Raw genomic sequence first — 8,288 nt, forward strand, 5'->3', positions numbered from 1 at the left:
CGGCCAGCTGGCGATCAAGGCCGCGCTAGCACTCGGATCACCGTATACTTCAATGCTTTTCATGGGAGAAGAGTGGGGGGCGTCGACCCCGTTCCAGTTCTTCAGCTCACATCCCGAACCGGAGCTGGCGCTGGCCACCGCCGAGGGACGTAAAGCCGAGTTCGCCGAGCATGGTTGGCATTCCGACGAGATTCCCGATCCGCAGGATCCGCAGACATTCCAGCACTCCAAGCTGAACTGGGACGAGGTCGGCTCCGGCGAACACGCGCGGCTGCATAAGCTTTATCGCGATCTGATTGCCTTGCGGCGCAGCGAGCCTGACCTGGCCGATCCTTGGCTGGAACACCTCATCGTTGACTACGACGAAGACCAACGCTGGATCGTGATGCGCCGCAACCGGCTTGTGATCGCCTGCAATCTGGGCACCGAGGCAATTCGGGTGCCGGTCAACGGTGATCTGATACTGGCCTGGGATTCGCCGATCCTCGGTGCGACGAGCACGGCATTGCCTGCGCACTCGTTTGCGATACTGCGCGGTAAGTAACCCTTACACACTGGAATGGCCGATACGATGCACCGCCTCGGCAACTGCGTCGGTGATGCAGACCGTCTCGTCGGGTACCGGGATCCAGACGTTGAGCCCGCGGTCGTGGTGGGCGCCGCACGCGTAGTCGAAGACTCGGCCTTGACATGCCACTCGCCGGCCGTGAGCGCGCGTGTCTGCACGGCGACACGCCGTAAAGCGTGTACAACTGCGGACGCTCGCCGCCTAGAGCCGCCTACAGCAGCAGGTAGCGGTACGCCGGCGAACCGGGCTGCAGGGTTTCGACGTGAATTTCGGTTGCGTACATCCGGGCCAGCAGGCCGTCTAGGTCCGCGGCCGATCCCAGCTGGATACCCACCAGCGCCTCGCCGGTCTCTCGGTTGTTTCGTTTGACGTACTCGAACAAGGTGATGTCGTCGTTGGGTCCGAGCACCTCGTCCAGGAAACGGCGCAACGCACCGGGCTCCTGCGGGAAGTCAACCAGGAAATAATGTTTGAGGCCGAGGTGGATCAGCGAACGCTCCAACACCTCGCCGTAGCGCAATACGTCATTGTTGCCGCCCGAGATCAGACAAACCACGGTGGACCCGGGCTCAATATCGGTTTCCAGCAGCCCGGCTACCGACAGCGCGCCCGCCGGCTCAGCGACGATGCCCTCGTTCTGGTAAAGGTCGAGCATCGCGGTGCACACCGCTCCCTCGTCGACGGTGGTGATGGACACCATGTCACCGGCGGCAGCCAACGCGGCGTAGGTCAACGTTCCCGCCCGGTTCACCGCGGCGCCGTCCACGAACTGGTCGACGTAGTCCAGTGTCACCGGCTCGCCCGCGGCCAGCGCGGCCATCATCGCCGCGGCACCGGCCGGCTCGACACCGAGCACCGCGGTGTTCGTCGTCCGCTCGGCCAGGTAGGCGGTCATGCCGGCGATGCAGCCGCCGCCGCCCACCGGGACCACCACTAGGTCAGGCTCCCCAACGAGCGGGGCGAGTTGCGCCAGCACTTCGACGGCAATGGTGCCCTGACCCGCGATGGTGCGGGCGTCGTCATACGGCGGTACCAACGTCGCACCGGTGCGTTCGACGTCGGCGATCGCCGCGGCAGCGGCAAGATCGTAGGTTGATCCCCCGATTATCAGCTCGATGAATTCCCCACCGTGGTAGCGGATCCGGTCCCGCTTTTGTTTGGGTGTCTTGGCGGGGACATAGACACGGCCGTGCACACCCAGTGACCGACACGCATACGCGAAACCCTGCGCATGGTTACCCGCCGAGGAACACACCACGCCGGCGGCGATCTCCTCGGCGGTCAGCTGCACCAACAGGTTGTAGGCGCCGCGCAGCTTGTAAGAGCGCACCGTCTGCAGGTCTTCACGCTTGAGGTACACCGCCGCACCGGTGATCGCCGACAACCGATCGCTGAGCTGCAACGGGGTAGGCGTGACCACCGGCGCGATCCGCTTCGCCGCACCGTCAATGTCAACCGCAGACACCGGTGGGGTCCCGGGGCTTTTACTCAGTTCGGCGGACACCGGTCAATGGTGCCATGCCGTCCGACAAGCAATCAGCTCACCGGGGTCAGCACAAAGACCGGAATCTGGCGCTCAGTCTTGGTCTGGTAGTTGGCGTAGTCCGGCCAGACCTCGACGGCGCGCTGCCACCAGGTGGCCTTCTCGTCGCCGAATACCTCGCGCGCGTCGTAATCGCGACTGACGAGACCGTCCTGCAGCTCGACCCGCGGATTCTGCACCACGTTGTAGTACCAAACCGGGTGTTTCGGAGCTCCTCCTAGTGAGGCGACGATCGCGTACTGGCCATTGTGCTCGACGCGCATCAGCGGGGTTTTGCGGAGTTTGCCGGTCTTAGCGCCGACAGTGGTCAGCAACACCACGGGCTTTCCCTGCATGTCCGTGCCCTCGGTTCCGCCGGAGGCCATGTACTTCTCAGCTTGCTCGCGCGCCCAGTCGACCGGGCTGGGTGCATATTCTCCTGAAAGCGCCATGGCACTACCTTAGGCCGTCAGCCGTCCGCCCCCTGAAATATTCGGGTTCCCGGAAAAAGAGTCCCGGGTATCCTTAACCTGTGACTGGCCCGGCCAAAACCTCGGAGGTGCTGGTCGCGGGTGTGCCGTGGCCGCGGCACAAGCTGTTCGCTGTGGTCGCCGGGTTCGTCACGCTGCTGCTGGTCGGGGTGTCGACTGCCAGTGCGGCACCGGCGGTGCTTGGCGGCGCCAGCGTTGCCGTCGTGGTCGGTTTGGTCCTCAAGGCGCTCTCCAAGCCCTCCAGGCACTAGAGCAACCCGTCCCCGCTTCGCGAAGACGGTGTTACTGACGCAATACGCCCCCGCGCGAGACCCAGTGGCCAGCGGTTTGCTAACCGCCCAAGCACCCGGGACCGAGTAGCGCCTTGAGGTCTCCCATTAGCGCCGGCGACGGTGTCACCCGTAGCGACTGGTCCAGCTCGAGCGTGGTGATACGGTCTCCGCTGATAAGCCGCAGATGCACCTGCGATGTTCCGGGGTGGCGCGCAAGCACCTGCTTGAGGGCACTTACCTTGTCGAAGGTGCACTGCCGCGTCGGCAAGCTAACCGCCAACGGCCGGTCCGCTTGCGCGTTGGAAAAGTCAGGCACAACAAGTTCATTGGCGATCAGTGCAATCCGGTCATCACGGACCGCTACCTTGGCGTTAACCAGCACAACGGCATCATCGATAATGTCGGCGCCGTAGCTGGAGTAGGTGTGCGGGAAAAACATCACCTCGATACCGCCGGTTAGATCTTCTAATTGCGCTGACGCCCAAGGCATTCCGTTTTTGTTGACACGCCGGTTCACCGCGGCCAGAATGCCACCCACCCGCACCTGAGTGTCATTGGAGACATCACCGTCGAGGATCGTCGGAATGGCGGTGTCCACCTGGGCAGCCAACAGGTGCGCCACCCCGTTGAGCGGATGCCCGGACACGTACAAACCCAGCATCTCCCGTTCCAGGGCTAACTTGTGTTTGTCCTCCCACTCGTCGTCGGGCACCTTGATGGTAAAAACCGCGTCAGTGCCGGCATCGGTCCCACCGAACAAATCGAACTGCCCGATCGCTTCCGCTTTCTTGGTGCCCAGCACCGAATCCACGGCGTCGGTGTGGACCAGGAACAGACCTTTGCGCGAATGCCCCAACGAATCGAAGGCGCCCGCCTTGATCAGCGATTCAGTGACCTTCTTGTTGCAGGCCGAAATGTCGATCTTGTTCAGATAGTCCGAGAAGTCGACGAACTTGCCCTTGTCACTGCGGGTCTTAATCAACGAACCCACCACGTTGGCACCGACATTGCGCACCGCACCCAACCCGTAGCGGATGTCAACGCCCACCGACGCGAAGTTCAGGCCGGACTCGTTGACGTCCGGCGGCAGCACCGTGATGCCAAGCTTGCGGCAGTCGGCCAGATAGACAGCCGCCTTGTCTTTGTCGTCGCCGACCGAGGTCAACAGGCCCGCCATGTATTCACCGGCAAAGTTGGCCTTGAGGTAGGCGGTCCAATAGGAGACCAGGCCGTAGCCGGCGGCGTGCGACTTGTTGAACGCGTAGTCGGCGAACGGCAGGATGGTGTCCCACAGCGCCTTGATGGAGCCGGCCGAAAACCCGTTGGCCTGCATGCCTTCCGAGAAGCCCTCGAACTCCTTCTCCAGCACCTCGCGCTTCTTTTTTCCCATCGCCTTACGCAGAATGTCTGCTCGGGCCAGCGAGTAGCTGGCCACCTTCTGCGCGATGCGCATGATCTGCTCTTGGTAGACAATGAGGCCGTAGGTTTCAGCGAGGATCTCGCGCAGCGGTTCCTCGAGTTCGGGGTGAATAGGCTTGATCGCTTGCCGATTGTTCTTGCGGTCGGCGTAGTCGTTGTGGGCGTTCATGCCCATCGGGCCGGGCCGATACAACGCCAGTACCGCGACGATGTCCTCGAATCCGGTCGGTTGCATGCGGCGCAGCAAGTCGCGCATGGGCCCACCGTCGAGCTGGAACACACCCAGGGTGTCACCGCGGCCCAGCAGCTCGTAGGTGGCCTGATCGTCTAGTGGCACGGATTCCAGGTCGAGGTCAATTCCCCTGTTGACCTTGATGTTTTCGATCGCGTCGCCAATGATCGTCAGGTTGCGCAAACCCAGGAAATCCATCTTCAACAGGCCGATGGCCTCACACGACGGATAATCCCAGCCGGTGATAATGGCCCCATCCTGTGGTCGCTTCCACAGCGGGATGGCCTCGGTCAGCGGCTCGCTGCTCATGATGACCGCGCACGCGTGCACGCCAGCGTTGCGGATCAGACCTTCCAACCCACGCGCGGTCTGGTAGATGGTGCGTACGTCCGGATCGGTTTCGATCAGGCTGCGGACCTCGGCCGCCTCCTTGAACCGTTCGTGGGCTGGGTCGGTGATCCCCGACAACGGGATGTCTTTGGCCATGATCGGCGGCGGTAACGCCTTGGTGATCCGGTCGGCCATCGCAAACCCGGGCTGCCCGTAGTGGATCCGCGCCGAATCCTTCAGCGCCGCTTTGGTTTTAATGGTGCCGAAGGTGATAACCTGGGCGACCCGGTCATGCCCCCACTTGTCGGCGGCGTAGCGCACCATCTCGCCGCGCCGACGGTCGTCGAAGTCGATATCGATGTCAGGCATCGAGGTGCGTTCGGGGTTGAGGAACCGCTCGAACAGCAGACCGTGCGGTATCGGGTCGATGTCGGTGATGCCCAGGGCGTAGGCGGCAAGTGACCCGGCGGCCGAGCCGCGGCCCGGGCCCACGCGGATCCCGACAGACCGGGCGTAATTAATCAGGTCGGCGACGATCAGGAAGTAGGCCGGGAAACCCTTGTCGCAAATGACGTCGATCTCGTAGGCCGCCCGCTCAACGTATCCGTCGGGTGGGCCGCCGGGGAATCGGCGACCCAGGCCGGCGTCCACCTCGTGACGCAGCCAGGACGCCTGGTCGTGCCCCTCGGGGACGGGAAAGACGGGCATCCGGTTGCGTGGTTCCCACACCTCGGCGTAGGACTGCACCCGCTCGGCGATCAGCAGCGTGGAGTCGCACGCCCCGGGAACTTGGTCGTCCCACAGCTGGCGCATCTCGGCGGCCGACTTGAGGTAGTAGCCGTCGCCGTCGAACTTGAACCGGTTCGGATCCGACAAGGTCTTGCCGGTCTGCACACACAACAACGCCTCGTGGTTGTGCGCGGCGTCGCGGGTGACGTAGTGGCAGTCGTTGGTGGCCAGCGGCGGAATGTTGAGCTTGCGGCCGATATCGAGCAGTCCTTCGCGGACGCGTTGTTCGATAGACAGGCCGTGGTCCATCAGCTCGAGGAAGTAATTATCGGGGCCAACGATCTCGCGCCATTTGGCGGCCGCCTCCAGCGCTTCCCGGTCGTGGCCGAGGCGAAGCCGGGTCTGCACCTCACCGGAGGGGCAGCCGGTGGTGATGATGATGCCCTCGGCATGTTCGGCGATGAGCTCGGCATCCATTCGCGACCACTTGCTCAGCTGCCCCTCGAAGGAGGCCAGCGAGGACAACTTGAACAGGTTGCGCAGGCCGGCCGCATTCTCGGCCACCATCGTCAAGTGCGTGTAGGCGCCGCCCGCCGAGACATCGTCGGCCTTCTGGCTGGGATCACCCCAGGTGATGCGCCGGGTGTCGAAGCGCGATCCAGGCGCGATGTAAGCCTCCACACCGATGATCGGCTTGATCCCGGCTTTGCTGGCCGTATTGTAAAACTCGCTGGCACCGAACATGTTTCCGTGATCGGTCATGCCGACCGCGGGCATCTGCAGCCGCTCCACCTCGGCGAGCATGGGCGTGATCTTCGCGGCACCGTCCAGCATCGAGTACTCGGTGTGGTTATGCAGGTGCACGAAGGAGGACTGATTCATAGCGACGCCAGTCTAGGGGCCAGGGCTGACGGTGCTTCGGCGTGTCGCCGCGTGTGTTCGATCCTCGTCAGGCGTACAGCTTCACGAACTGCTGGAGCGACTTCTCCACGTCCCCTTTGATCGCGCGTGCCGCCGCGGAACCCAGCGGACCGAACAGCGCGGGACCAGCGAGCAAGAGGCGCAGGCCAAGCGCCGATCCGCCGTTTTTGGGCCGCACCGTGAGCGTGACGCCGTACTTGGTGCCGCCCTTCCCAGCTCCTGAGAGTGCCAGCTCATTGGGCGGGTCCCAGGTGGTGATCGTCCAGGTCACCCGGTTGCGCATCCCCTTGGCACGCGCCACACCCGCAATTTGGGTGCCTGCGGTCAGCTCCTTAGGGAGCTCGCTACGCCACCCCTCGTGCATGACGAGCCAATCGCCCAGCTCCGACAGCTCCGAAACTCGGTCCCAAGTGTGCTGGGGAGTCATCGGCACGTCGGCGGTCATGTCAACAGCAGCCATCGTCTGAGCGTAGCCGCGGCGACGATGCCGGCCGCAGCGGCTGGGTTAGCGGCCCTGCCCGCCGCGCAATCGGTTACCGATCCGGATCGCGGGCAACAACAGGCTGCGCGGTATATATCTGCCGCTAGTGCTGACGACCTTGGGCACCACGCCGGGCACCACGCTGCGCTTGCCAGCCAGCATCCCGCCGATCGCGGCTTCTGCAACGTCGTACGGTGAGACCTGCGCGATGGGAATGCTGAACCGTTCGGCATTGGCGATCTCGGCCCACTCGGTCGGAACCGGTCCCGGACACAAGACCGTGACCGACACTCCCGTGCCGTGCAACTCCTCGTGAATCGCCTCCGAGAATGTCTGGACAAAGGCCTTGGTGGCCGCATAAACGGCCATGTAGGGAATCGGCTGGAACCCGGCAATCGACGCGATGTTCATGACCGCGCCGGCACCACGCTCGACCATGCCTGGCAACACCGCATGCGTCAGTTCCATCAACACGAGTGAGTTGAGAGTCACCTCTTCGCACTCACGTTCGAGTGGCAACGTGTAGAACACCCCGCTGGTGCCAAAGCCGGCGCTATTGCACAAACCGCCGATCGGTTCGTGGCGGAGCCGGTCCGCCAACTTCGCACGGGCTGCGGGGTCGCCGAGGTTGACAGGCATGACCTCGACTGCGACCGAGTATTTCTGGCCTACTTCGTTGGCAAGCTCGTCGAGGCGGTCGCGGCGCCGCGCGACCAACAGCAGTGGAAACCCGCGGCGTGCCAAGCCGCGAGCCAGTTCGGCTCCGATGCCTGAGGAGGCACCGGTGATGACGACGGTTGTCTCATTGTTCGGCTCCGGAAGGCTCATGATGTCACCAATGTATCCCGCGGGTCGCTTGGACGAATGTTTCGCTTCGTTTATCGAGCTCCTCGAACTTCGCTGTGCTAGCAGCGGATTCGCCGCCCTTGGCTGCGGCGGAATCCGTGAACATACCGAACGCGCGGTTGCGTACCCGGTCCATCACCGCAGGGTTAACCGCGTCGGCGACAGCAGCGAACTGGCCGAACGGCGAGCTGACCCGCCGAGGCCGGTGCAGGATCGCGTCGGCAATCACGTTGGCCGCTTGCTCTGGTGTCAGCGTCGGGAACTTGTCATACAGGGTGGTCGGGCTGATCATCGGCGTCCGCACCAGCGCCATGTGCACGGTCGTGAATCGAACGTTGTCCGTTACTGTCTCGGCTTGTAGCGCGTCACACAGGCTGTCCAGCGCGGCCTTGCTGGCGATGTAGGCGCCAAAGCGCGGCGCACGAGTCTGCACGCCAACTGACGAAACGTTGACGATCTGCCCGAAACCGCGTTCCC

At 63.6% G+C, this 8,288-nt stretch carries 9 protein-coding genes; 2 read left to right on the top strand and 7 right to left on the bottom strand.

Annotated features, from left to right (window positions below):
• Positions 1-544 (top strand): DUF3459 domain-containing protein (locus AC2VOU_RS03265; RefSeq protein WP_486956065.1); only part of this gene is annotated, 544 nt, incomplete at its 5' end.
• Between the two features lie 3 nt (positions 545-547).
• On the opposite strand, the gene AC2VOU_RS03270 is transcribed toward AC2VOU_RS03265, so the two are convergent.
• The 3 genes from AC2VOU_RS03270 to AC2VOU_RS03280 all read right to left on the bottom strand — a co-directional run bounded on the left by AC2VOU_RS03270 (position 548) and on the right by AC2VOU_RS03280 (position 2,542).
• The gene (locus tag AC2VOU_RS03270) at positions 548-697 is read right to left on the bottom strand and encodes a hypothetical protein (protein WP_168162484.1); all 150 of its coding nucleotides are present in this window, start codon (positions 695-697) and stop codon (positions 548-550) included.
• 82 nt (positions 698-779) lie between these two features.
• On the bottom strand, positions 780-2,072 hold the full coding sequence (gene ilvA / locus AC2VOU_RS03275) for a threonine ammonia-lyase (protein WP_054880085.1): 1,293 nt from the start codon (positions 2,070-2,072) through the stop codon (positions 780-782).
• Positions 2,073-2,104: 32 nt separating this feature from the next.
• Complete coding sequence (locus AC2VOU_RS03280; protein ID WP_047313899.1) at positions 2,105-2,542, bottom strand: nitroreductase family deazaflavin-dependent oxidoreductase; 438 nt, start codon at positions 2,540-2,542, stop codon at positions 2,105-2,107.
• A gap of 80 nt (positions 2,543-2,622) precedes the next feature.
• Here AC2VOU_RS03280 and AC2VOU_RS03285 point away from each other — a divergent pair, with 80 nt between their 5' ends.
• Positions 2,623-2,832: a hypothetical protein gene (locus AC2VOU_RS03285; RefSeq protein WP_047313898.1), complete on the top strand. Its 210-nt coding sequence runs from the start codon at positions 2,623-2,625 to the stop codon at positions 2,830-2,832.
• A gap of 79 nt (positions 2,833-2,911) precedes the next feature.
• Here AC2VOU_RS03285 and dnaE read toward each other — a convergent pair whose 3' ends face one another.
• The 4 genes from dnaE to AC2VOU_RS03305 form a co-directional block, all read right to left on the bottom strand.
• Positions 2,912-6,445, bottom strand: coding sequence for a DNA polymerase III subunit alpha (gene dnaE, locus AC2VOU_RS03290; RefSeq protein ID WP_486956066.1), 3,534 nt, complete (start codon positions 6,443-6,445; stop codon positions 2,912-2,914).
• 67 nt (positions 6,446-6,512) lie between these two features.
• Positions 6,513-6,944 carry a type II toxin-antitoxin system Rv0910 family toxin gene (locus AC2VOU_RS03295; RefSeq protein ID WP_486956067.1) on the bottom strand — a complete coding sequence of 144 codons (432 nt, stop codon included), beginning with the start codon at positions 6,942-6,944 and terminating at the stop codon, positions 6,513-6,515.
• Between the two features lie 45 nt (positions 6,945-6,989).
• Positions 6,990-7,793, bottom strand: coding sequence for an SDR family NAD(P)-dependent oxidoreductase (locus AC2VOU_RS03300; protein WP_486956068.1), 804 nt, complete (start codon positions 7,791-7,793; stop codon positions 6,990-6,992).
• 4 nt (positions 7,794-7,797) lie between these two features.
• Positions 7,798-8,288, bottom strand: a 491-nt coding sequence (locus tag AC2VOU_RS03305; RefSeq protein WP_486956069.1) for an SDR family NAD(P)-dependent oxidoreductase, incomplete at its 5' end; no start/stop codon positions are given.

The sequence above is a fragment of the Mycobacterium sp. TH-M25 genome (assembly GCF_057473665.1).